The 23827-nt window shown below is 45.8% G+C and carries 24 protein-coding genes and 1 tRNA gene; 15 read left to right on the top strand and 10 right to left on the bottom strand.

Features of this window, described 5'->3' with window-relative positions:
• Positions 1-22: 22 nt before the first annotated feature.
• Positions 23-98: transfer RNA gene (locus KI742_RS20920), tRNA-Gly, on the bottom strand.
• Positions 99-254: 156 nt separating this feature from the next.
• Positions 255-800 (bottom strand): oligoribonuclease, encoded by a 546-nt coding sequence (gene orn, locus KI742_RS20915; protein ID WP_017635574.1) that lies wholly within the window; start codon positions 798-800, stop codon positions 255-257.
• 129 nt (positions 801-929) lie between these two features.
• Here orn and rsgA point away from each other — a divergent pair, with 129 nt between their 5' ends.
• The 4 genes from rsgA (at position 930) to KI742_RS20895 (ending at position 5570) form a co-directional block, all read left to right on the top strand.
• Complete coding sequence (rsgA, locus tag KI742_RS20910) at positions 930-1994, top strand: small ribosomal subunit biogenesis GTPase RsgA (protein WP_025768798.1); 1065 nt, start codon at positions 930-932, stop codon at positions 1992-1994.
• Between the two features lie 116 nt (positions 1995-2110).
• On the top strand, positions 2111-2968 hold the full coding sequence (gene asd, locus KI742_RS20905; protein ID WP_005381465.1) for an archaetidylserine decarboxylase: 858 nt from the start codon (positions 2111-2113) through the stop codon (positions 2966-2968).
• A 166-nt stretch (positions 2969-3134) separates the two neighbouring features.
• Entirely contained in the window at positions 3135-4550 is a 1416-nt protein-coding gene (locus tag KI742_RS20900; protein ID WP_285386197.1) for an SLC13 family permease, read from the top strand.
• 132 nt (positions 4551-4682) lie between these two features.
• Positions 4683-5570, top strand: a complete 888-nt coding sequence (locus tag KI742_RS20895; protein ID WP_005386417.1) for a DMT family transporter — start codon at positions 4683-4685, stop codon at positions 5568-5570.
• Between the two features lie 86 nt (positions 5571-5656).
• Here KI742_RS20895 and gpmM read toward each other — a convergent pair whose 3' ends face one another.
• The gene (gpmM, locus tag KI742_RS20890; RefSeq protein WP_005381471.1) at positions 5657-7189 is read right to left on the bottom strand and encodes a 2,3-bisphosphoglycerate-independent phosphoglycerate mutase; all 1533 of its coding nucleotides are present in this window, start codon (positions 7187-7189) and stop codon (positions 5657-5659) included.
• A gap of 547 nt (positions 7190-7736) precedes the next feature.
• On the opposite strand from gpmM, the gene KI742_RS20885 reads away from it, so the two are divergent.
• The 5 genes from KI742_RS20885 to KI742_RS20865 all read left to right on the top strand — a co-directional run bounded on the left by KI742_RS20885 (position 7737) and on the right by KI742_RS20865 (position 12167).
• Positions 7737-8171, top strand: coding sequence for a rhodanese-like domain-containing protein (locus KI742_RS20885; protein ID WP_005386415.1), 435 nt, complete (start codon positions 7737-7739; stop codon positions 8169-8171).
• A gap of 225 nt (positions 8172-8396) precedes the next feature.
• Positions 8397-8861 carry a protein-export chaperone SecB gene (secB, locus tag KI742_RS20880; RefSeq protein WP_005386410.1) on the top strand — a complete coding sequence of 155 codons (465 nt, stop codon included), beginning with the start codon at positions 8397-8399 and terminating at the stop codon, positions 8859-8861.
• A gap of 195 nt (positions 8862-9056) precedes the next feature.
• On the top strand, positions 9057-10094 hold the full coding sequence (gene gpsA / locus KI742_RS20875) for an NAD(P)H-dependent glycerol-3-phosphate dehydrogenase (RefSeq protein WP_285386198.1): 1038 nt from the start codon (positions 9057-9059) through the stop codon (positions 10092-10094).
• Between the two features lie 78 nt (positions 10095-10172).
• Positions 10173-10994, top strand: coding sequence for a serine O-acetyltransferase (gene cysE / locus KI742_RS20870; RefSeq protein WP_005381475.1), 822 nt, complete (start codon positions 10173-10175; stop codon positions 10992-10994).
• Positions 10995-11021: 27 nt separating this feature from the next.
• The gene (locus tag KI742_RS20865; protein ID WP_005381476.1) at positions 11022-12167 is read left to right on the top strand and encodes a murein hydrolase activator EnvC; all 1146 of its coding nucleotides are present in this window, start codon (positions 11022-11024) and stop codon (positions 12165-12167) included.
• 73 nt (positions 12168-12240) lie between these two features.
• Here the strand turns inward: KI742_RS20865 and KI742_RS20860 are convergent, their stop codons facing one another.
• The 4 genes from KI742_RS20860 to epmA form a co-directional block, all read right to left on the bottom strand.
• A complete protein-coding gene (locus tag KI742_RS20860; protein ID WP_262640708.1) occupies positions 12241-13197 on the bottom strand; it encodes a DHH family phosphoesterase in 957 nt (318 codons plus the stop codon).
• Between the two features lie 144 nt (positions 13198-13341).
• Positions 13342-13977 (bottom strand): TetR/AcrR family transcriptional regulator, encoded by a 636-nt coding sequence (locus KI742_RS20855; protein WP_005381480.1) that lies wholly within the window; start codon positions 13975-13977, stop codon positions 13342-13344.
• Positions 13978-13998: 21 nt separating this feature from the next.
• The gene (locus KI742_RS20850) at positions 13999-14373 is read right to left on the bottom strand and encodes a VanZ family protein (RefSeq protein WP_285386200.1); all 375 of its coding nucleotides are present in this window, start codon (positions 14371-14373) and stop codon (positions 13999-14001) included.
• A gap of 9 nt (positions 14374-14382) precedes the next feature.
• Positions 14383-15354, bottom strand: a complete 972-nt coding sequence (gene epmA / locus KI742_RS20845; protein WP_130545479.1) for an elongation factor P--(R)-beta-lysine ligase — start codon at positions 15352-15354, stop codon at positions 14383-14385.
• A gap of 435 nt (positions 15355-15789) precedes the next feature.
• Between epmA and frdA the strand changes: the two genes are divergently transcribed.
• The 4 genes from frdA to frdD are packed head-to-tail and all read left to right on the top strand — an operon-like array spanning position 15790 to position 19122.
• Positions 15790-17589, top strand: a complete 1800-nt coding sequence (frdA, locus tag KI742_RS20840) for a fumarate reductase (quinol) flavoprotein subunit (protein WP_054575300.1) — start codon at positions 15790-15792, stop codon at positions 17587-17589.
• Positions 17589-18347, top strand: coding sequence for a succinate dehydrogenase/fumarate reductase iron-sulfur subunit (locus tag KI742_RS20835; protein ID WP_005381489.1), 759 nt, complete (start codon positions 17589-17591; stop codon positions 18345-18347). Before frdA ends, KI742_RS20835 begins: the two co-directional genes overlap by 1 nt.
• A 2-nt stretch (positions 18348-18349) precedes the next feature.
• Positions 18350-18733, top strand: coding sequence for a fumarate reductase subunit FrdC (gene frdC, locus KI742_RS20830; protein WP_285386202.1), 384 nt, complete (start codon positions 18350-18352; stop codon positions 18731-18733).
• A gap of 11 nt (positions 18734-18744) precedes the next feature.
• Positions 18745-19122, top strand: a complete 378-nt coding sequence (frdD, locus tag KI742_RS20825; protein WP_005381493.1) for a fumarate reductase subunit FrdD — start codon at positions 18745-18747, stop codon at positions 19120-19122.
• Positions 19123-19224: 102 nt separating this feature from the next.
• Here the strand turns inward: frdD and KI742_RS20820 are convergent, their stop codons facing one another.
• Both KI742_RS20820 and efp read right to left on the bottom strand, forming a co-directional pair.
• Positions 19225-20628: an SPFH domain-containing protein gene (locus KI742_RS20820; protein ID WP_005386397.1), complete on the bottom strand. Its 1404-nt coding sequence runs from the start codon at positions 20626-20628 to the stop codon at positions 19225-19227.
• 266 nt (positions 20629-20894) lie between these two features.
• The gene (gene efp, locus KI742_RS20815) at positions 20895-21461 is read right to left on the bottom strand and encodes an elongation factor P (RefSeq protein WP_005381500.1); all 567 of its coding nucleotides are present in this window, start codon (positions 21459-21461) and stop codon (positions 20895-20897) included.
• Between the two features lie 32 nt (positions 21462-21493).
• Between efp and epmB the strand changes: the two genes are divergently transcribed.
• Both epmB and KI742_RS20805 read left to right on the top strand, forming a co-directional pair.
• A complete protein-coding gene (epmB, locus tag KI742_RS20810) occupies positions 21494-22516 on the top strand; it encodes an EF-P beta-lysylation protein EpmB (protein ID WP_285386203.1) in 1023 nt (340 codons plus the stop codon).
• Between the two features lie 95 nt (positions 22517-22611).
• The gene (locus tag KI742_RS20805; protein ID WP_005381504.1) at positions 22612-23109 is read left to right on the top strand and encodes an MgtC/SapB family protein; all 498 of its coding nucleotides are present in this window, start codon (positions 22612-22614) and stop codon (positions 23107-23109) included.
• A gap of 100 nt (positions 23110-23209) precedes the next feature.
• Here the strand turns inward: KI742_RS20805 and KI742_RS20800 are convergent, their stop codons facing one another.
• Positions 23210-23773 (bottom strand): VC2662 family protein, encoded by a 564-nt coding sequence (locus tag KI742_RS20800; RefSeq protein ID WP_005395435.1) that lies wholly within the window; start codon positions 23771-23773, stop codon positions 23210-23212.
• Positions 23774-23827 lie beyond the last annotated feature (54 nt).

The raw sequence follows: 23827 nt of genomic DNA, 5'->3' as shown, positions 1-23827 counted from the left end.
AGTACCGTGAGAACTATGAAACTGGAGCGACACACGAGGTTCGAACTCGTGACCTCAACCTTGGCAAGGTTGCGCTCTACCAACTGAGCTAGTGTCGCATCAACAACGTTTCCGCTGTTTAGGGCTGCGAATTATAAGAGCATTTTTTTGTGATGCAAGTCCTTCCTTCAAAAAAACTTTATTTTTTTACTGAACGACGAAAAAGCAATCAAAAGCGATATAAATTACAACAATTTGGATCGCAACCTTAACAGTTAAATCTTGAAAATAGTACCTCGATAGTACTTAAGTTCTGCGATGGACTCACGAATGTCGTCCAAGGCCAAATGTGTTCCCTGTTTTGTGAACCCATTTAGCACCTCAGGTTGCCAGCGACGTGCTAGTTCTTTAAGAGTACTAACGTCAACATATCGGTAATGGAAGAACTCTTCCAACTCAGGCATATGCTTGTATAAAAAGCGACGATCCTGCCCAATGCTGTTACCACATATTGGCGACGCCCCTTTTGGCACCCATTTTTCTAAAAATTCAATGGTTTGTGCGACTGCGTCTTGTTCTGAGATTTGACTGTTTCGAACGCGCTCAACCAAACCGCTTGCCGTATGCGTATTAGTACACCAGTCGTCCATTTTCGCTAGTTCTTCTTCCGGCTGATGAATCGCTAAAACTGGACCTTCAGCCAAAATATTTAGTTCGCTATCCGTGACAATAGAAGCAATTTCGATGATTTTGTGCGTTTCAGGATCAAGCCCTGTCATCTCTAAATCAACCCAAATTAGGTTTTGATCGCTAAAGGACATGGTTACGCCGCCTATTTGTTTATCGATAAAAGAGGTACTATACCTCAAAATACGAGAAACACGATACTCATACACGGAGCCAAGAGTACGGCTCAACCATTTGAGTAAATTCACATAAAGTACAGAATTGTGGCAAAGAAGAAAAAGTTAACCAAAGGTCAGGTGCGACGCGTACGTAGCAACCAACAAAAGCGTTTGAAGAAGCAAGAAGAGTCCATCCAGTGGGATGAAAACATGCTAGGCGCCAGCAAGCAAGGTCTCGTGATCACTCGTTTTGGTCAGCACGCGGACATTGAAGACCTTGAAACAGGCGAAATTCAACGCTGTAACCTCCGCCGTGGTATTGAGTCTCTAGTATCTGGCGATCGTGTTTTATGGCGCGAAGGATTGGAGTCTATGGCGGGCATCTCTGGTGTTGTTGAAGCGGTAGAACCTCGCTCTTCAGTGCTCACTCGTCCAGATTATTACGATGGCCTAAAACCCGTTGCAGCCAATATTGATCAAATGGTCATTGTCTCTTCGGTATTACCAGAGCTATCGCTAAATATTATTGACCGCTATCTCGTTGCATCAGAAACACTGAATATTGCGCCATTGTTGGTCTTAAATAAAGTCGACCTTCTAGAAGCCGATGATCGTGCAATGTATGAAGAATGGCTCAAAGAATATGAACGCATTGGCTATAAAGTGCTTCTGGTCAGCAAGAAGTCTGGAGAAGGCATTGCTGAACTAGAAACCCTGCTGCGTGACCGAATTAATATCTTTGTTGGTCAATCAGGCGTAGGGAAATCCAGCTTAGTCAACGCGTTAATGCCGGAACTAGAGAGCGAAGTGGAAGAAGGCGAAGTCTCTGAGAACTCTGGCTTGGGCCAACACACCACGACGGCTGCACGTTTATACCACATTCCAACGGGTGGCGATTTGATCGACTCACCTGGAGTACGTGAATTTGGTCTTTGGCATTTGGAAGCAGAAGAAGTAACAAAAGCATTCGTTGAATTTCGACCATATTTAGGCGGTTGCAAGTTCCGAGATTGTAAACACAATGATGACCCAGGCTGCCTTCTACGCGAAGCTGTCGAGAACGGGGAAATTAACGAAACTCGCTTTGAAAACTATCATCGCATTTTGGAAAGCATGGTTGAAAACAAAGCAAATCGTCAGTATTCACGTAATAAAAAAGCCGATCTGTAATTGAGTTAAGGCTGTAACTGTGTAAAAAGTCCTCACCTAATACTGACAAGCAAATTAAATTTCAGTAACATCACGCGCCCTAAAGCGCGAATCTAACAGAAGTATCGGAATTAAAGATGGACAAGTTTAAAGTTGGACTGCAGTACTGGATCCCACAACACGGCCTCACTCGCCTAATGGGTAAACTGGCTTCAGCAAAAGCTGGCGGTCTAACAACAGCAGTTATTCGTTGGTTTATCAAACAATACAATGTGAATATGGATGAGGCAAAGCACTCAGATCCTAAGCATTTTAAAACGTTCAACGAGTTTTTCGTTCGTGAGCTAAAAGAAGGCGCACGCCCAATTTCTGAAGGCGAAAACGTCATCACTCATCCAGCCGACGCTTGTGTTAGCCAGTTTGGCCCTATTGAAGATGGTCAACTTATCCAAGCAAAAGGTCATCACTTCTCAGCACAAGAATTGCTGGGCGGTGACGCGAATTTAGCGGACGAATTTAAAGATGGTTCTTTTGCCACATTGTATCTATCTCCGCGCGATTACCACCGTGTACACATGCCATGTGACGGCACTCTGCGCCAAATGATTTACGTACCAGGTGACCTGTTCTCAGTAAACCCTCTGACAGCAGAAAACGTACCGAACCTATTTGCACGTAACGAGCGTGTGGTGTGTATCTTCGATACTGAGTTTGGTCCAATGGCACAGGTGCTTGTTGGTGCGACAATTGTTGGTAGCATTGAGCAAGTATGGGCTGGCACTATCACTCCGCCTCGTGGAAACACTGTCTACAAATGGGATTACCCAGCAGAGGGTGACAAGGCCGTGATCTTGAAAAAAGGCGAAGAGATGGGCCGCTTCAAACTGGGTTCTACTGTTATTAACCTGTTTGCCAAAGACGCGATTGAGTTTGACGCAAGCATGGAAAACGGTAAGCCAACCGTTATGGGCACACCTTACGCCTTGAAAAAATAAGTAAAACACCGTTAAAGAGCCCTTTATTAAGGGCTCTTTTTATTGATAAAAAGCAAAACTCCGTTCGAAATTTAGCCTCTATTTCTCAAACTCATACCTGCCTCTAAGACCCTCATTCCACAATCAATTATCCTGCGCTTAGAATGAATATTTAGAGGGGCAGCCAATGCCAAAGATGAGTGTAAACACGTTGGCGAAATTGCTGGTGTGCTTTTTAATTCCGCTCGGTGTTTTGATGATGCCGATCGATGCTATTCCTATTGACGATCTCACTTTAATTCAGCATCGCCTGTTAGCTATTTTTCTTCTTGCTGCCCTACTTTGGGTTCTCGAGCCGGTTCCCGTTTTTGCTACGTCCATTCTTATTATCGCTCTTGAACTGATCATGATATCGGATAAAGGTTTGCATCTATTTCGCAATCCACCAGCGGGGCATGATTTAGGAGAGTTAATTGCTTACACCGATATTTTCTCGGCCTTCTCTTCACCGATCATTATTCTTTTTATGGGTGGTTTTGCTCTCGCGATTGCGGCTTCCAAATACGAGCTCGACAACAACCTCGCCCGAGTGCTACTAAAACCATTCGGCACACAACCTAAGTTCATCATGCTGGGCTTGATGTTAATTACCGCCGTTTTTTCAATGTTTATGTCCAATACTGCCACGACCGTGATGATGCTAGCCCTGCTTGGCCCCATCGTCGCTTCAGCACCTAAAGGGGATTTAGGGATTAAAGCACTGGTGTTGTGTATTCCAATTGCCGCGAATACAGGCGGCATTGCGACTCCGATAGGCACGCCACCTAATGCGATAGCGCTTCAATATCTCACTGGAGAAAACGCGATAGACTTCCTATCGTGGATGACAATGGGTCTACCCTTTGTGTTGGTACAACTCACTGTAGCTTGGTTCTTGTTGCAAAAGCTGTTTCCGTCTAGCGAACCAGAAATGAAACTAAAGCTAGATGGTACATTCAAAAAGAGCTGGCGTGCGATCGTCGTCTACATCACTTTTGCACTAACCATTTTGCTTTGGATGACAACGAAAGTGCATGGCATGAATACATATGTTGTCGCGATTATCCCACTAGCAGTGTTCACGTTAACGGGCATTATGGGAAAAGAAGAGCTCAAGCTAATTAACTGGGATGTTTTATGGCTGGTTGCCGGTGGTATAGCAATTGGTATTGCCTTAGACAAAACAGGCTTAGCCGAAGCATTAGCGCACGCTATTGATTACAGCCTGCTATCACCATTTGCCGTTGTTTTAGCCCTATCGGTAGTGTGCTGGTTAATGGCGAACTTTATGTCTAATACCGCAACGGCAAACTTATTGATGCCTATTGCTGCCGCTATTGGTACATCCATGCCAAGCCTTATTGCGGTTGGTGGCCTACAAGGTTTACTGGTTGTCGTCGCCTTCTCCGCATCACTTGGCATGATCTTACCGGTTTCCACACCACCAAACTCTTTGGCTTATTCAACAGGCCTCATCGAGAGCAAAGACATGGCGAAAGTGGGGCTGATTCTTGGTTTGATTGGTCTACTTATCGTGTATGGCGCAGTTTTCGTACTGTTTTAATCGAAGAGCTCCATGAAAAAGCGTGTTGTCATGGAGCTGCTCTCCAGCTACTGCCCTTACAGAGCGGCTTTTACATCCCATAAATTTCGTGCATATTAAGACTCCTCTACTCTACAAGGACGTCGACACATCATGGGTTACGAATGGCTTGCTTTATGCGCCGCTTTTCTGTGGGCAGTTTCTAGCCTAATTTCGGTCATTCCTGCACAACACCTAGGCGCATTTTCTTACAGCCGCTGGCGTATGGGCTGCACAGCCGTGATCTTATCAACAATGGCCTGGATAACTGGCGGCTGGTTAACGGTTTCTTGGGAACATGTAACGCCAATGATGGCCTCAGGACTGATTGGTATTTTTATTGGCGATACCGCTCTATTCGCGTGTTTGAATCGTATGGGGCCAAGACAAGCCGGGTTACTCTTCTCTTGCCACGCCGTGTTCTCTGCCATCTTGGGCTACTTCTTATTTAGCGAAGTCATGACCACAATAGAACTACTGGGCGCATCATTGGTATTTAGCGGCGTGGTGATGGCGATATTCTTTGGCCGAAGAGGTCAAGTGAATAACGTCTTGGAAGACATTAAAGGTAACATCTGGGTGGGTATTGGACTTGGCTTAACCGCAGCAATGTGCCAAGCATTGGGCGGCATCATCGCCAAGCCAGTAATGCAAACCAGTATTGACCCAGTTGCGGCTTCTGCTATTCGAATGATCAGTGCCTTTTTCGCCCACAGCATGTTGTTAATTCTAGGAGTCAAAGTCGCTCGCTCGACGCAACACATTACTTGGCGCATATTTGGTATTACTGCCCTTAATGGTTTCTTGGCGATGGCCGTCGGCATGACGCTAATCTTATACGCACTGCAAGAAGGAAATGTAGGTATGGTTGCACTTCTATCTTCAACCACGCCAATTATGTTGCTACCACTGCTCTGGATTTACACTAAACGCCGACCAAACCGATTTGCATGGTTGGGCGCAGCCCTAGCTGTGATTGGTGCGGGCATTTTGGTTCAGTAACCTTACAGACCAGCCCTTATTGCCAGATACAAAAAAGCCCGAGTTTAAACTCGGGCTTTTGTCATTCGGAGCCGTTAGTTAATTATTTATTTAACTAATACTTCACCCGTCATTTCTGCTGGGATTTCTAGACCAGCTAGAGAAAGCATGGTTGGTGCAAGGTCAGACAGTTTACCGCCTTCTTTGAATTCAACCGCTTTGTCACCTACATAGATTAGAGGCACTGGTAGGTTAGTGTGAGCAGTGTGGATGCCGCCAGTTTCAGGGTCGATCATCATTTCTGCGTTACCGTGGTCCGCAGTGATCAATAGTTGACCGCCAACTTCTTTGATTGCTTCAACCACTTTACCCACGCTTTCATCTAGAGCTTCGATTGCTTTCTCAGCCGCTTCATAAACGCCAGTGTGACCAACCATATCTGCGTTCGGGTAGTTACAGATGATGGTATCGAACTTACCAGACTTAATAGCCGCAACCATCTTATCTGTTAGTTCTGGAGAGCTCATTTCAGGCTGCATGTCGTACGTTGCAACTTTTGGAGAAGCAACCAATTGACGCTCTTCGCCTTCAAATTCGTTCTCAACACCACCGTTGAAGAAGAAAGTCACGTGTGCGTATTTCTCTGTTTCAGAGATACGTAGCTGAGTTTGACCTTGTTTAGATAGCCACTCACCGTAAGTGTTTTCTAGAGACGCAGGTGGGAATGCGATAGCTAGAGGGATATCAGCCGCGTATTGAGTCAGCATCACAAAGTTGATTGCTGGGAATACTGCACGCTCAAAGCCGTCAAATGCAGGAACGAATGCACGAGTGATTTGACGTGCACGGTCAGCACGGTAGTTCATGAAGATAACCGCATCACCATCTTGCATGATTGCGTCTTCTTGACCTTCTGCTTTGATAGCTGTTGCTTTAACGAATTCGTCGTTTTCTTCACGAGCGTAAGCCGCTTCTAGACCTGCAACTGCCGTTTCTGCTGTGAACTCAGCTTTAGCTTGAGTTAGAAGATCGTAAGCAACTTGGACGCGATCCCAATTGTTGTCACGGTCCATTGCGTAGTAACGACCTACTAGAGAAGCAACGCGGCCTTTACCTAGTTTCGCAAATAGGTCTTGGAAACGTTGTAGTGAGTTTTCAGCACTACGTGGTGGTGTGTCACGGCCGTCTAGGAAGCAGTGTAGGTAGATTTTCTCTGCGCCACGAGCCGCTGCCATTTCAACTGCAGCGTAAATGTGGTCTTCGTGAGAGTGAACACCGCCTGGAGACATCAGGCCCATGATGTGTACTGCTTTTTCAGCTTTCACAGCAGAGTCGATTGCTTCAACTAGCGCAGGCGTTTGTTCGAACTCACCATCAGCAATTGATTTAGTGATACGAGTCAGGTCTTGGTATACAACGCGGCCTGCACCAATGTTAGTGTGACCAACTTCAGAGTTACCCATTTGACCATCAGGAAGGCCAACATCCATGCCTGAAGCAGAGATTAATGTGTGTGGGTTATTCGCAATCAGAGCATCCATTACTGGTGTTTTCGCATTCGCAATTGCGTTACTTGCTGTGTCTTCACGGTAACCGTAACCGTCAAGGATAACTAGAGCCAGTGGCTTCTTAGCTGACATAGTGATGACCTCATCAAATTTAAGTAACTTTTGGCGTAGGGCCTCGCTGCCCTATCTAACCTTGAAACAAAACTAGCGTAATTTTACTACACTTTTTAACCAAAACTGTAGGTTAAGATCAAATAATGTTTGCGATTTATTGTTGCTATCTTACAAGTTAAGCGAACAACGAGTCAGTGCCGACAATCGTGTTCCACAAGCATAGTCATTTCTAATACGCTTTGTACACCCCAGTCTAAGTTCGGTTTTCTTACGCTTCTCATTCTTATTTTTGCACTTGAAATAGCGCTAATTTAAAGCAACATCAAACAAGATGGGTTAATACCTATTGTTCTCTTTTCTCAGTAAAACAGAAGTCACTTAAACCGATAAGTCCAATAGGCAAAAGCAATCAAGCTACCAGAGCAAAATGTACGGATAGTAAGGGCATAAAGGGTTTATAGAGATCTCAATTATTCGTTAGAAAATTTTAACCCTCTCGCCTAAGAGCCGTAACCTCGCTATACTCCTGCTTTATTTTTCCGCCAACAGCGTAAGAGCTCAAGACATGCAAGAGTACATTGAATTTTTCCAACAGAACATGATTCTATCTTTGGTTTGGGTAGGTCTTCTTGTCGCCTTTATCATGAACATCGTGAAATCAGCGACAGCCGCATACAAAGAAATCAACGTAAACCAACTGACTCATCTTATGAACCGTGAAAACGGCGTTGTAGTGGATATCCGTACCAAAGACGAGTTCAAAAAAGGTCATATCACCGACTCACTTCACATTTTACCGTCAGACATCAAAGCGGGTAACTTGGGTAGCCTTGAAAACCACAAATCAGACCCAATCATTGTTGTATGTAAGACAGGACAGACCGCTCAAGAAAGCGCAAACCTACTAGTAAAAGCTGGCTTCGAAAACGTGAGCCTACTAAAAAATGGTTTGATTGCGTGGAACGAAGCGAACCTGCCGTTAGTTCGCGGTAAGAAGTAGGAACGTGGCAAGAACGAAAGTTCGCGTTTAAACGCGCTTTTACCAAGCCTCGCGGACAAGAAACTGAGCAAATTGAAAGCAGTTGGAGCACTAAGTTGTGACGCTTTGCACGTAATACACGCTTCATCTAGTCAAGGTAGATTGGCTCAGTTAGTCTCAGGACATACCAGTTTTCTGAGCTTAGACGTTTCTAGGCTCAACAAATATTGATTTAAGGATTAAAAAATGGCTGAAGCAGCACCTCAAGACGCACAACAAAACTTCGCAATTCAACGCATCTTCCTAAAAGACGTTTCTTTTGAAGCGCCGAACTCTCCAGTAATTTTCCAGAAAGAGTGGAACCCAGACGTTAAACTAGACCTAGACACTCAAAGCCGTGAGCTTGGTGAAGGCGTTTACGAAGTTGTTCTACGCCTAACCGTTACTGTGAAGAACGAAGAAGAGACTGCGTTCCTATGTGAAGTTCAACAAGGTGGTATCTTCACTGCTGAACAAATGGAAGCTGGTCAACTTGCACATTGCCTAGGCGCATTCTGCCCGAACATCCTATTCCCATACGCTCGTGAAACTATCTCAAGCCTAGTCGTTAAAGGTACGTTCCCTCAACTGAACCTAGCGCCAGTAAACTTTGACGCGCTATTCATGAACTACCTACAACAGCAAGCTCAACAAGGCGAAGCTGAAGCGTAATTCACGTTTTATAAGTGACGAATAGCCACAGTGCTGACGTCACCGAATCAAATAAAATGCACAGAGCGTCTACCATCCGATGCAATGTGCATTTTTTATTTCTGACAAAAGTTCCTAGTTCCTAATCGCCAGAAGGCGTAAAATTTGACGATTAGGAACTAGATTCTACTAGTAGCAAGACAATTAGGCGGTAGCATGACACAAGCAAATACAAACAATGCTTACGGTAAAGACATCGCAATGACTGTGATTGGCGCAGGCTCATACGGCACCTCTTTGGCAATCTCACTCGCTCGTAACGGCGCGAACGTTGTCCTTTGGGGACACGAGCCAGAGCACATGGCTCGCCTAGAAGCAGACCGAGCTAACCATGCCTTTTTACCAGGTGTTGATTTCCCTGAAAGCTTGATCATTGAATCGGATTTAGAAAAAGCCGTTCAAGCAAGCCGAGATTTGTTGGTTGTGGTTCCAAGCCATGTCTTTGGCATCGTGCTAAACAGCTGTAAACCATTCTTGCGCGAAGACTCTCGCATCTGTTGGGCAACCAAAGGGCTTGAACCTGAAACGGGGCGCCTGCTGAAAGACGTCGCTTATGACATTATCGGTGAAAACCACTCACTAGCAGTATTGTCTGGCCCAACGTTTGCGAAAGAGCTCGCAATGGGTATGCCGACTGCAATTTCAGTTGCGTCTCCAGATTCTGAATTTGTTGCGGATCTACAAGAAAAAATCCACTGTAGCAAAACCTTCCGCGTATACGCTAATAGTGACTTTATTGGTATGCAACTGGGCGGCGCTGTGAAAAACGTTATTGCGATTGGTGCAGGTATGTCTGATGGTATCGGTTTTGGCGCCAACGCCCGTACTGCATTAATTACTCGTGGCTTGGCTGAAATGAGTCGCCTTGGTGCTGCGCTGGGTGCACAGCCAGAAACCTTTATGGGCATGGCGGGTTTAGGCGATCTTGTCCTGACATGTACCGATAACCAATCACGTAACCGACGCTTTGGCTTGGCATTAGGCCAAGGTAAAGACGTTGATACGGCTCAAGAAGAAATTGGCCAAGTGGTTGAGGGTTACCGCAATACAAAAGAAGTATGGCTACTTTCTCAACGTATGGGTGTTGAGATGCCGATAGTTGATCAAATTTATCAAGTATTGTATCAAGGAAAAGATGCGCGCTTAGCAGCGCAAGATTTACTTGCTCGTGACAAAAAAGCCGAAGGAAAGTAGCAATCTACCGCCCTTTGCAGCTCATCTGAGAAAAATTGAAGTTGTCGGGTCACGGAAGAACCACTCTGGATATTGAGAATGAAACACTGCGAAAAACAAAAAGTCTGGAACAAAATTGTCTCAGAAGCCCGTGAAATGTCAGAACAAGAGCCTATGCTGGCGAGCTTCTATCATGCCACCATTATCAAGCATGAAAGTTTGTGTGCCGCTCTGAGTTATATTCTGGCTAACAAATTGAACACCGCTTCCATGCCAGCGATGGCTGTGCGTGAAGTGGTTGAAGAAGCCTTTGCAGCTGATCCAACCATCACTGACGGCGCGGCTTGTGATATTTGTGCCACGGTCAATCGCGACCCTGCTGTTTCAATGTACTCAATGCCATTGCTGTACCTAAAAGGCTATCACGCACTGCAAGGCTACCGAGTAGCAAACTGGCTGTGGAAGCAAGGTCGTCACGCTCTTGCGACTTACCTACAAAATCAGATTTCGGTAGCATGTCAGGTCGATATTCACCCTGCAGCGCGCATTGGTAGTGGTATCATGCTCGACCATGCAACAGGCATCGTGATTGGTGAAACTGCCGTGGTCGAAAACGACGTGTCTATACTGCAAGATGTCACCCTTGGTGGTACTGGTAAAGAATGCGGTGATCGTCACCCGAAAATTCGCGAAGGCGTAATGATCGGAGCTGGTGCAAAGATTCTTGGCAATATCGAAGTCGGTGAAGGCGCGAAAATCGGATCTTGCTCTGTGGTATTGCAAGCCGTGCCTCCTCACACAACGGTGGCTGGCGTGCCTGCAAAAATCGTCGGACGTCCAAAAACGGACAAACCCTCTCTCGATATGGATCAAGGCTTTAACGGCAAGTCGCAAAGCTTTATCCATGGAGATGGTATTTAATCGTCAACAAACCTTTTTGACAACAACGTGGTAGGTAACTCTCAAGTGCGAAAACAAAATCACCCTGTTCTACGCTCGGCTATTTTATTAACTTGTGCTTTATCTGCCACTTATCCCATTACCTCCTCTGCTGTGAGTCAGCAAGAGCTCAAAGGCGTATCCAGTGAGATAAGCCGTCAGCGCAAATCGCTCTCTTCCCAAGAAAAGCAGCTCAATGAGTTACAGAAATCACTAAAAGATCAAGAGCTTGGTATTTCTAAGCTTGAGCGTGAAATACGACAAACCAAGTCTAACCTCGCACAAGCAGACAAAAACATAGAAAACCTGGAAGAGAAAATTGCCTTGCAAGAAGCACAGCGTCAAGAGCAAGAAGAAGAACTCAAACAGCTGCTGCAAACGTATTACGTAACCGAGCGAGCGAAGGCCAATGGTCACTTGTTAAATCAAGGTGTGGAAGAAGACCGCATGAGCCAATACTTCCAGCATTTAGCTAAAGCACGTGCTGAAGTGATTGATGCGATCACCAAAATAACCCAAGAATTAGCGCACAACAAAAACCAGCTCGAGCTAGAAAAAGAGCAAATCGAGACTCTGCTCAAGCAGCAATCCGAAAAACGTACAGCGCTAGCGAGTACACAATCCAAGCGTAAGCAAACCCTGAATAAAATTCAGAGCAGTATCAAGAATGACAAACGCTACTTAGCCGAGCTGCAACGCAACGAAACCCGTTTAAAAGCAGAGATCGCCAAAGCAGCGAAGCGTAATGCGGTGCCAATGGACGGACTCGGCAAACAGCGCGGTAAGTTGCCTTGGCCACTCAAAGGCAGTGTGTTACACAACTTTGGTACGCGACAAACTGGGCAGGTAAACTGGAAGGGTATGGTGTTGTCTGCCAACTATGGTCAACAAGTGAAAGCCGTTTATCCTGGTACTGTCGTATTTGCTGAGTATCTGCGCGGATACGGTTTAGTGGTACTGCTCGACCACGGAAAAGGTGACATGACCCTCTATGGTTACAACCAAGCGTTAACTAAAAAAGAAGGCGATCGAGTCACCGCCGGCGAAGTGATTGCTCTCGCGGGTGATACGGGTGGTCAAGACAGGCCATCGCTGTACTTTGAAATTCGTCGTAATAGTGAAGCGCAGAATCCGAAATCTTGGTTAAAACGCTGATTATCTGACTCATCGACTTATAATAAAAAAGGAGCCACTCGGCTCCTTTTTTGCATTCATATTTTGGAAAATGCTATGCGTAGTAGGTTTCTACCGCATCAATAAAAGCATGCACATCATCTTTGCTTAACGCGTTGATTCCTGCCGCCGCCTCTCGGCCCCCACCTGTCGGGAACTGACCACACACGGCCACGGCACCTTGTTTATTGTTTAACGGGGCACGAAGTGAAACCGTATAAGTCTCATCTGCATTTTCAGTAAGTACCGCATGCGCAGAGTCAGGGTTTTGGTTTGCCAGCCAGTTGCCATAAACACCACTGATTCGGCGTGATGCCGCCGTGTTTGGTAACTCAAACAACTTTAGCTTACCGCCCTCATGCATGGCAGGCACTGCGAGAGCCGCCTCCATGTCTTGTTGGTAAGCCGATTGCAATTGGTAGTATGGCGAGGCCGTATCTTCAATAGCTTCAAATGGTGACATGTACTTCAGCAAAGCTCGGTACAGCTCCGCAGGATGAAAGTGTAAATCTTCGACTTTCGAGCCGTAGCCGTTGTAGTTAATTAAAGTACCCAGCTCTTTTAGCTGCTCTTTCTGTTGCTGCGACAAGCCCGCGTTATTCGCTAACTCATTGGCTTTAGCAATCATGTTATCGCCATAAGCCGCCGTAATCGCCCAGTCATGAAAACGCCCATCAAGCAACTTATCGACAATCAACGCCGTGCACATGTTGGCATCGAGATCGATGTGCGCATCCAAATTACCATGCTGAGGAATGTCACCAGCTTTGTGATGGTCGGCGTAAAAGACGTGCGCGCCTTGAGCCAAAGCTTGCTCTAGACCTGCCATGTTCTTTTCCATCGAAATGTCTAACACAGTCAGCTCATCACCCGCTTGCACGTCTACTTTTTCCACCAGTTTGATGTCGCGCTTTACACCGGTTATTAACTGGGCATCGACAGGATCAGCCAAACGTAATTGCAGAAGAGCAATGATGCCATCAGCATCACCATTAAAAATGTCGTAATTCATGGGGCGATAGTTCCTTTATCGAGAATCTTATCCCTGCAAGGGTTTTTAGCGTATGGGACTATTGTGCGTGGCATATTTGACAAGTCAACTCGAGCCACGACTCGAAAATGAGAGTGACTCTCGAAATATTAAGCAGTTTGACGTTTAACTGTGTAGATTGCTAACCGCATCTTCTAATAACAGTAGCTGCTCTAAGCCCTGCTCAGTTGCTAATGGCTTAACGACATTAAGCATCTGCAACATCCCTTGCTTCACCATTTGTTCGGTAATGTTGGTTTTTGAAGCCATCGCGGATTGATACGCCAACCAACTACACGCAATCAAGTGCAATGTACATACCAATGACTTCAACTGTTGTTGATCGACATTCAACAGCTTCATCGTTACGAACTCTTGCATAATAGCAATGAGGTTCGCTTGCAGCTTCTCTTGCACATCGATGTACTGTTCGTGTAGCTGTTCATCTCGTGACAAGATTTCTGGTAAGTTTGCGTAGAAAAAGCGGTATTTCCACATCAAGGTAAAAATAGAGTCTAGGTAGCTCTTCAGCATAGTCAGGCTCTCTTGCGAACCTTGAATAGGGGTAAATCTTTCTAAAAGTTCTGCTGAATAAAGCGCAAAGATCTCACGAACGATTTCTTGCTTATTGCGGAAGTGGTAATACAAATTACCAGGGCTAATTTCGATGTGATCGGCAATGTGATTGGTGGTGATGTTGCGCTCACCATGTTGGTTGAACAACTCCAGTGCCGCGTAGACGATTTTGTCGCGCGTTTTCATTGTTATCGTGTTCCCTCTTCATTAACGAATCGAGTATAGCGACTTCACCAACCTAGGTCGATAGAGGCTCCAAATCCGGTAACATAACAGACCAGTTAAGATGCCAGTTGAGTTGGCGACAAGGTCTAACCAAGAAGTTTGTCGCCCTACATACCCTTGCAACCACTCAATAACGGCGCTGAATAGCAAAATACTAATCGCCACCGCCCAACGTTGACGCCAACGCCACACACAAAAACAACCTAAAAACGCAAAGCCGCTGTACGCCATAGCGTGCTGCATTTTGTCGAGGTACGCAATATTGCCCCAGTCTTGCAGTTCACCTGAACTCAGAGATAAAAAAGCGATCAATATGGCGTAGCTCAAGATGACGAAACGTGCAGCCGTCAAGTTCATTGGATATCCTTATGCGATTGGAAATGGAAAGGCCGTGACTTGATCAATGTGGTCACAGCCTAGCGCCAGCATGATCAAACGATCAATACCCAGCGCAACCCCTGCACAGTCTGGCAACCCTGCTTCCAGTGCAGAGATCAGATGATAATCGATCGGCTGTGGTTTTAAACCCATTTCGATACGCTTTGCGTTATCTTGTTCAAAGCGCGCTAATTGCTCTTTCGGGTTATCCAGTTCATGAAATCCGTTCGCCAGCTCTATCCCCTTAAAGTACACTTCAAAACGATCCGCGACGCGATGATCTTGAGGATTGATTTTCGCAAGCGCCGCCTGTGATGCAGGGAAGTCGTACACAAAAGCCGGCACGTCCTGACCAATTTTGTTTTCTACTCCCACGCTAAATAGTAGTTGCAGCAGCGTATCGCGATCTTCTTCTGGCTCAGCAATGTCACTCAAACCCAGCTTGCTTGCCGCCGCTTTCAGCTCAGTCATCGAGCCTTCCAGTGGACACACACCCAACACATCAATGACGGCTTGCTGATACGTCATGCGCTGCGCTGCACCACACTTCAATACCAGCTGCAACAGGTCATCCATTTCATCCATCAATTTATGATGGTCAAAGCCAACGCGATACCACTCCAACATCGTGAATTCAGGGTTGTGGTAGCGACCATTCTCTTCATTACGAAATGCTTTGTTGATTTGATAAATACAACCGCTGCCCGCAGCCAAAAGGCGCTTCATATGGAATTCTGGGCTGGTCATAAAAAACAGCTTACTGCCATCGGCATAGCCTGGGCCAACAAACTCGGTTTGGAAAGTATGCAAATGGATGTCAGTCACGGTTGCGTGACTCATGGCTGGCGTATCGACTTCCATCACCTGTCGGTCAGCGAAGAATTGTCGAATCGACGCGATTAACGTCGCACGTTGACGAAGTTGGTCAATGGAAGCAGTAGGTTGCCAGTTGGTTTGCATAACAAGTCTCTCAAACTTTAATTCAGCGAGGAAAGTCTCATTCTACATGCTTTTTACTCTTCAAGAAGAGAGGAATATCCCTTCTTCTTTTTACTAATGTGCTCGCAAATTTGAGGCAAGCATTACTCGTGCCGCAGAACAAAAAACACTCAGTTAAAATCCTATTATCCATGCGGTTAATGTCACGCAACACGGGTTTAACATCCCTAATGTTAATGCTTGAGGGCCAAAACCTCGATGCCGTGATAGCAGTCACATAACCTATAAATTCTATGCCCTTAAGTGCATTACCGAAGCAAAAACCCAATTACATCAATTTTTCTGCCATGTGGCTCATCTACACTAACCCTACTACTTTTGGGGAGTTCTTTTTAAGGAGCGCCTCGTAATGACAATAACAAGCGGATTTCCGCAATCACACACTGGAGGATAACTGTGCAAATTATCACCACAGATATCGCAGTCATCGGCGCAGGCGGCGCTGGTCTTCGTACTGCTATTGCAGCGGCTGAAGCAAACCCAGACTTAGAAGTCGCTCTGATTTCTAAAGTTTATCCAATGCGCTCCCACACGGTCGCTGCAGAGGGTGGCTCAGCAGCAGTTATCAAGGATGAAGATAGCTTAGACAACCACTTCAACGACACTGTTGGCGGTGGTGACTGGCTATGTGAACAGGATGTTGTTGAATACTTTGTAGAGAACGCGACTCGCGAAATGATCCAAATGGAGCAATGGGGTTGCCCATGGAGTCGTAAAGAGAACGGTGAAGTCAACGTACGCCGCTTTGGTGGTATGAAGGTTGAACGTACTTGGTTCGCTGCAGACAAAACTGGCTTCCACATGCTTCATACGCTATTCCAGACATCAATGAAGTACAGCAACATCAAACGTTTTGATGAGTACTTTGTGGTGGATCTGCTTGTTGATGAAGGCGAAGTTCAAGGTCTGATTGCTATTCACATGTCTGAAGGCGAGCTTGTTACTATCAAAGCAAAATCTGTTGTTCTAGCAACAGGTGGCGCGGGCCGTGTTTACCACTGTAACACCAACGGCGGTATCGTAACGGGCGATGGTATGGCAATGGCTTACCGTCACGGCGTTCCTCTACGTGATATGGAATTCGTTCAATACCACCCAACCGGTCTTCCAGGCACAGGTATCCTGATGACGGAAGGTTGTCGTGGTGAAGGCGGTATCATCGTTAACAAGAATGGCTACCGTTACCTACAAGATTACGGCATGGGCCCTGAAACTCCAGTTGGCCAACCGAAGAACAAATACATGGAACTGGGTCCTCGTGACAAAGTTTCTCAAGCTTTCTGGCACGAACAACAGAAAGGCAACACCATCAAACACCCACTGGGTGACGTGGTGCACCTAGACCTTCGCCACCTTGGTGAAGAGTACCTACAAGAACGTCTACCGTTCATCTGTGAGCTAGCAAAAGCTTATGTAAACGTGGACCCTGCAAAAGAGCCAATTCCAATTCGTCCAACCGTTCACTACACCATGGGTGGTATTGAAACGGACGGCGGTTGTGAAACTCGCATTAAAGGCCTATTCGCGGTGGGTGAATGTGCGTCTGTTGGTCTTCACGGTGCAAACCGTCTAGGGTCTAACTCACTGGCTGAGTTCGTGGTATTTGGCCGCGTAGCGGGTGAAAATGCAGTGAAACGCGCAGCAGAATTCAAAGGTTGGAACGACGCGGCAATTGACACGCAAGTCAAAGCCGTTGAAGAGCGCATCGCGAAACTGATGAACCAAGAAGGCGACGAAAACTGGGCAGAAATACGCACAGAAATGGGCCACACCATGGAAGCAGGCTGTGGTATCTACCGCCAAGAAGATTTGATGCAAGCGACTATCGACAAAATCACTGAGTTGAAAGAACGCTACAAACGCATCAGCATCAAAGACAAAGGTAAAGTGTTCAACACTGACCTTCTGTACGCAATCGAAGTGGGTTACGGCCTAGAAGTCGCAGAAGCGATGGTTCACTCTGCGATTCTACGTAAAGAATCGCGCGGCGCGCACCAGCGTCTAGACGACGGTTGTACAGAACGTGATGACGTAAACTTCCTAAAACACTCACTTGCTTTCTACAAGCCAGAGTCAGCACCAAGTATCGATTACAGCAATGTGACCATCACTAAGTCACAGCCAAAAGCTCGTCTATACGGTGAAGCAGCAGAAAAAGCAGCGGCTGAAGAGAAGAACGCAGAGGAGCAAGCATAATGTCAGCAAATCGCATTCAAAAAGTAGACATCCTGCGTTACGACCCAGAAAAAGATGCAGAACCATACAAGCAAACATTCGAAGTCCCATTCGATGAAACCATGTCTGTACTTGACGCACTTGGTTACATCAAAGACCACCTAGACAAAGATCTGTCTTACCGTTGGTCTTGTCGTATGGCGATCTGTGGTTCTTGCGGCATCATGGTGAACAACGTACCGAAACTTGCTTGTAAGAGCTTCCTACGTGACTACCCAGACGGCGTGACTATCGAGCCTCTAGCGAACTTCCCAATCGAGAAAGACTTGATTGTTGATATGACGCCATTCATCGAGCGCCTAGAAGCAATCAAACCATACATCATTGGTAACGATCGTAAACCAGAAGACGGTACGAACTTGCAAACGCCAGAACAGATGGCGAAATACAAACAGTTTGCTGGCTGTATCAACTGTGGTCTGTGCTATGCAGCATGTCCTCAGTTTGGTCTTAACCCAGAGTTCATCGGTCCTGCTGCACTAACGCTAGCCCACCGCTACAACCTAGACAGTCGTGACAACGGTAAAGATGAGCGCATGAAGCTTATCAACGGTGAAAACGGTGCTTGGGGTTGTACGTTTGTTGGTTACTGTTCTGAAGTTTGTCCGAAGAACGTTGACCCAGCAGCGGCAGTAAACCAAGGCAAAGTGGAGTCTTCTATGGACTTCGTGATTGCTATGTTGAAACCTGATGGTTCACCAAAGAAAGTGGAGGCATAAGGATGAGCAATCGTAAACCTTACGTTCGTGAAGTAAAACGCACTTGGTGGAAGAACCATCCTTTCTACCGCTTCTACATGCTACGTGAAGCTACGGTGCTTCCGTTAATTATATTCACTCTGTTCCTAACTTTCGGTTTAGGTTGCTTGGTGAAAGGTCCTGAAGCATGGCAAGGTTGGTTAGCGTTCATGGCGAACCCAATCGTAGTCGCAATCAACATCGTTGCACTACTCGGTAGCCTATTCCACGCTCAAACTTTCTTCAGCATGATGCCACAAGTAATGCCAATTCGTTTGAAAGGCAAACCAGTGGACAAGAAGATCATCGTATTGACTCAGTGGGCCGCGGTTGCGTTCATCTCACTGATCGTTCTCATCGTGGTGTAAGGAGCTGAGCAATGAAACCGAATTATAGTGTAAACACATCACCAAAACGTTCTGATGAGCCAATCTGGTGGGGTCTGTTTGGCGCAGGTGGTACTTGGTTCGCGATGATCACGCCAATCACCGTTCTTGTGCTAGGTATCTTGGTCCCACTAGGCGTGATTGACGCAGAAGCGATGAGCTACGAGCGTGTCTCTGCCTTCGCAACCAGCATCATCGGTGCGCTATTCATCATTGGCACGCTAGCATTGCCAATGTGGCATGCAATGCACCGTGTACACCACGGCATGCACGACCTTAAATTCCACACTGGTGTGATTGGTAAAATTGCATGTTATGCATTTGCAGGCCTCATCACTGCACTAGCAGTTATCTTTATCTTCATGATTTAAGAGACTGACCAAAAAAGAAAAAGCTGGCTAAATGCCAGCTTTTTTATTGCTTTGGGTTACCTATGATATTTTTGCTTTTTAAGCTTTTGACCACCCATGATCTTATTGCTGTGCGACCTTCTTTGTCTGGTCCATAAGACCCAGAGCACCAAAGCCAGTAATCACATCTAGGTTTGTTTTCAAGCCCGTTTCGTCACTTCCACCAATGTAATTTTGTGGCATCTGAACTTGGAAGTTTTGCAAATTGTTGTACAGCGAGTTCGCTACGTCTCGATTCAATTCTGCCAAGTAAACTTCACGGTTTGCTCCTAACGCCGCATACTTACCTTTAAGGACTTCAGATTCTGCGCGACCTTTCGCTAATATCGCTTTCGCTTCAAACTCAGCAGAAAGTGCGTTCGCTTTTTGAATCGCTAAGTTAGCCTCTGCGATAGCTAGCTCTTTCTCCTTCTCGACTTCAGCAAGTCGTTTGGTTTTTTCCACTTCAACGATTTCACGCTCTGCAATCTGACGTGCAACTTCCACTTCTTTTTGCTGAGCAATAATTGCGAGTTCTTTACCACGCTGAGCGTCTTGCACCTCACGTGTTCGTTGAATCTCTTTGCGTAACTGCTCGGTCTCTGCCTGTGCTTTCGACGTTTCTTGTTCCTGAATCGCGCGAATACGATCCGCCACTAGACGCTTTTTATCTGCCAATAACTGATCTAATTGCTTTTCTGGCTGCGGGTCACCAATGGTCACCTGCGTCACTTGAATACCGTATTGTTGTAACGGATTGTCTTGACGAATTGGTTGCCCGGTTTTGTCTACGACTGGCACAGTTTTCCATACCAGTTGATTGGTGCGCTGTAATTGGTTCGGATTGGCTTGATTCGCCCCAACAGGCGCAAGATCCAACTCTTCCACTTCAACCTGACGTCGCTCTGTCAGATAAATCCCCTCTCGTAACTGATCGCCAAGTTTCGATTTGAACTGGTTCAAACCACCTTGGAAAAACTCTTCACCCGTGTATTGGGTCGCGGTAATCACCGTTACGTTACGTGCGTTCTTTACAAGCAGCGCATCGATCAAGTTACTGTTGTTGCGGAACTCTTTGTGCATCTTCTTCACCGCTTCAGGATCATTACTGAGCTTAAAGCGGAATGTTACGGGGATCTGACCAATATAGGTGTCGGCAAATCGAACCTGAATCGCATCAAGGCGTTGATAAAAATCTTCGCCCTTGCTGTTACCGAATGACACGGTGATGACTTGGTCATACTTGGTGATTTTGGACAGAAATGGCATACGAAAATGAATGCCAGGTTCAGTAAACACATCCAACTCACCAGTAATATTATTCTGATGCACGTAGCTGTAACCCGCATCGGTCATCAGCACCGAGCTATTAATCGTTAAGCCTATTGCCAACAGCGGTACGCCAAATACGGCTGCTTTTAATCCTTTATGTAGTAACTGACGTCTTTCTTCCACCTTTAAACCCCTTCCTAAACCTCTGCTTTCCATTTTGTTCTCCTTTTTGGATTGTTACTGAGCTAAATCGATAAAAATCAGATTGCTATGCAACTCAGCAACAAGTACTAATGTATCAAAATGTTACATTAAGGAATAATCGACAGATTCATGGAATAAATAAGATTTTTACGAATAATACAAAATCATCAAAAATTTGCGGAGGATATCGATGTTTTACGCAGAGGGATTAAAAGAGAAGAATCACAGGCAATAAAAAAGGCCGCCGAAGCGACCTTTCTAACAATCATATAAAGTGCTTACTTCACACGACCTACGTATTCAGCAGTACGAGTATCTACGCGAATCACTTCACCAATTGAGATGAACAGAGGAACACGAACAACAGCGCCAGTTGATAGCGTCGCTGGTTTACCGCCAGTACCTTGAGTATCACCTTTCAGGCCTGGGTCTGTGTCTACAACTTCTAGCTCAACGAAGTTTGGTGGAGTAACAGTAATTGGGTTACCATTCCAAAGAGTGATCATACAAGTGTTGTTTTCTACCAACCACTTAGCGTTTTCACCTACCGCTTTTGCATCCGCTGCGATCTGTTCAAACGTTTCACTGTTCATAAAGTGGTAGAATTCGCCGTCTGAATATAGATAATCTAGGTCGATATCCATTACGTCTGCCACTTCACAAGTGTCACCAGACTTGAATGTTTTCTCTAGCACTTTACCAGAAAGAAGTTTACGAATTTTAACACGGTTGAACGCTTGGCCTTTACCTGGTTTAACGTATTCGTTTTCCAGAATTACACAAGGCTCGTTATCAAGCATTAACTTAAGACCGCCTTTAAATTCATTGGTGCTAACTGTAGCCATTTTTTCCTCTTACATTCTTAGAGCTAAATTCAATGCCGCACATAATAACCCGAAAAGTCGAATCTGTTGAGCAAAACTGGCTCAAACAGTTGGCGAATGGGATCTCTGATCCTGCAAAATTGCTCGAAATACTGGAAATTGATCCTTCACCGTGGCAAGACGGGTTTGCCGCGCGCAAGCTGTTTGCACAGCGTGTACCGCAAAGTTTTGTCGATAGGATGGAGAAAGGCAACCCTAAAGACCCTCTTTTACGTCAGGTTTTACCACTGAGCGACGAATTTGAGGTGCATCCGGGTTACTCCAATGATCCATTGGAAGAGCAGGACAATGAAGTCCCTGGCCTGCTACACAAGTATCGCAACCGCGCCCTGATGATTGTCAAAGGTGGCTGCGCGGTAAATTGCCGTTACTGCTTTCGTCGTCACTTCCCTTATCAAGAGAACAAAAGCGGGAAACAAGCCTGGACCAAGTGCTTAGAGTACATGGCACAACAACCAGAGTTGAACGAAGTCATCTTCTCAGGTGGTGATCCATTAATGGCAAAAGACGATGAGATTCATTGGCTTTTAGAGCACATTGCTCACATTCCTCACATCAAACGTCTGCGTATTCATAGCCGTTTACCTGTGGTGATTCCAGCTCGAGTCACTGATGAACTATGCCAACTTCTGCAAGCATCAAGGTTACAAATCATCCTCGTCACTCACATCAACCATGCCAACGAAATCAATGACGAATTTGCTGAACAGATGTTCCAGCTCAAAAGAGCGGGCGTTACGCTTCTAAACCAAGGCGTTCTGCTGAAAGGCGTGAATGATTCGGTAGAAGCTCAAGTGGCGTTAAGTGAGGCCTTATTTGACGCGGGTATCTTGCCTTATTACCTCCACGTTCTTGATAAGGTGCAAGGCGCAGCGCACTACTTTATTTCGGACGAAGAAGCGAAAGCTATTATGCGCGGACTCATCACGCGTGTATCGGGTTATCTGGTACCAAAACTCACACGAGAAGTTGGTGGCAGGCCAAGTAAAACGCCGTTGGATTTGCATTTAGAATAAGCTCTGACACTCAATTAAATTTGTCGTCTAGATTGATTATTTTTGTTCGCTTTGCACGGTAAGTCTATGCATACTCCGCACTTTTGGAGGTCAAGATGCATACAGCATTCGAACAAATTTTCGATCTTGGCCCATTCAGTTGGCCTGCCCTACTATGCTGCGCCATTAATGGGCTCATGATCGGTATAGAGCGCCAAACTCGTGGTAAACCGGTTGGCATTCGCACAGCAATATTAATTATTTCAGGCACCTACCTGTTTATGTCGATGGCAGTGTCGTTATCGCCAAATACACTTGATCAAGCACGAGTGCTTGGTCAGATCATTACTGGCGTCGGCTTCTTAGGCGCTGGCGTTATGATGACACTTGATGGAAAAATCCATGGCGTAACATCCGCAGCTGTAATATGGGTGCTAGCAGGTTTAGGTTTGATGATAGGTTTGGGTTATTTAACGCAGTCGGTGGTTATTACTCTCCTGACACTAACCGTGTTGTTAGGTGTGGATAAAGCAGAAAACCACATCAAAGCATTACGCCGCGGTGTTCATCAAAGAATTCAACAACGCAAAACTTCATCACGATTAATTAAATAGTTAACGCTCCGAGAAACTCGCTTCATCTCATCAGTAATTAAAGAGCCCTCGACAAACATCGAGGGCTTTCTGTATATAAAGATTCTGACTTTCTCAGGGATTACTTAGCAAAGTTGATGAGTGGGAAACACTTGAAGAAACCGTTATCCGCACAGTTCAAAAGACCAATTTGCACGCCATCGATTTGATCGGTCATGTTGAAGAAACCAAACTGGAAATTAGACTTCTTAGAGATACTCGCTAAGCCCACATCCGCCATGGTGTAGCCTTCAGAATAGTTCACCGCGCTCCAGTTCAAGCCTTTTACGTTGTTCGTAATGTTAACAGCACCCAAGTTAACACCCGTCGTCTGACCTTGGTTCCAGTTAACTAAGCCTAAAGACGCGCCTTTCATTTCTTGATTTACTTTTGCTGCACCAAAAAACAGACCAAAGTTCACACCTGTCGTACGATCCGTTTCTGACATACCAAGCAGTGAAAAGTCGACACCTTTAACCTCATTTACCTGCCCATGCAACACAGCTAAACGAACGCCACCTACTGAGGAATTAGAGGGTGCGTTTGTGTTATCGATAGTAGAGAACATCACAGGTGTACTGTCGGCTAAAGCAACAGGTGATGCGATAGCGGCTGCAACCGCCAATGACGTCATAAGCTTTTTCATTTTCATCTCCATGATGGGAAGCAACAATTTACAACATAGTGTAATGTTCAGATT

Source organism: Vibrio sp. D417a (assembly GCF_030248595.1).
Taxonomy (GTDB): Bacteria; Pseudomonadota; Gammaproteobacteria; order Enterobacterales; family Vibrionaceae; genus Vibrio; species Vibrio alginolyticus.
Note: the sequence above shows the minus strand (reverse complement) of the source record. Positions and strands in the feature narration are given on the sequence as shown.